The organism is Ruegeria sp. AD2(2025), from assembly GCF_056542385.1.
In genome coordinates this window covers 1-717 of record NZ_JBQFZS010000045.1, presented here as the reverse complement: position 1 = coordinate 717, position 717 = coordinate 1, and the positions used below count along the sequence as shown (strand labels likewise).

Annotated in this window: 1 protein-coding gene; it reads right to left on the bottom strand. The window is 67.1% G+C overall.

Annotation, left to right across the window (positions count from 1 at the left end):
* On the bottom strand, positions 1-717 hold a 717-nt coding region (locus ACR1XV_RS21445), incomplete at both ends, for an AMP-binding protein (RefSeq protein WP_480535064.1).

The window sequence follows — 717 nt, the reverse complement described above, 5'->3', positions numbered from 1 at the left end:
ACCCCCTTTGGCGTTCCGGTCGAGCCTGATGTGTAGATCATATAGGCGGGGGACTGGGGGTGGAGGGGGTGTTGGCGGTCGGTGTCGGTGGGGTTTCGAGTTGGGTGGTTGGCGAGGGCTTCCAGGGTGTCGAGGGCGAGTGTGGGGGTGCCCTCGGGCAGGTATCGGGCGGTGGCGCTTTGGATCAGGACGAGCGCGGGGTTTGCGTCGGTCAGCATGAAGCGCAGGCGGTCGGCGGGATAATCTGGGTCGAGCGGCAGGTAGGCGGCACCGGCCTTGAAGATGGCCAGAAGACTCACGATCATCTCGGGCGCGCGGTGCTGGCAGATGCCGACGATGTCCTCGGGGCCGATGCCGCGGGCGATCAGCGCATGGGCCAATTGGTTGGCTTTCGCATTGAGCTCGGCATAGCTGAGGGTGGTCTCACCGAAGATGACGGCGGTTTCTTCGGGCCGGGCCGCGGCTTGCGCCTCGATCAAGGCGGGCACCGTATCGTGCGGCAGCGGGCGGGCTGTGTCGTTCCAATCAATCAGGATGCGCTGGCGTTCCTTGGCGCTCAGCAGGTCGATCTCGCCGATGCGGACCTCGGGGTCGGCGCAGACAGCGGCCAGCAGGCGCAGGTAGCGGTCAGCGATAGTCTCGGCCGTGGTCGCGTCGAATAGGTCGGACGCGTATTCCAGATAGCCGTGCAGGCCGGCGGGGGCGCCGTCGGGGCCG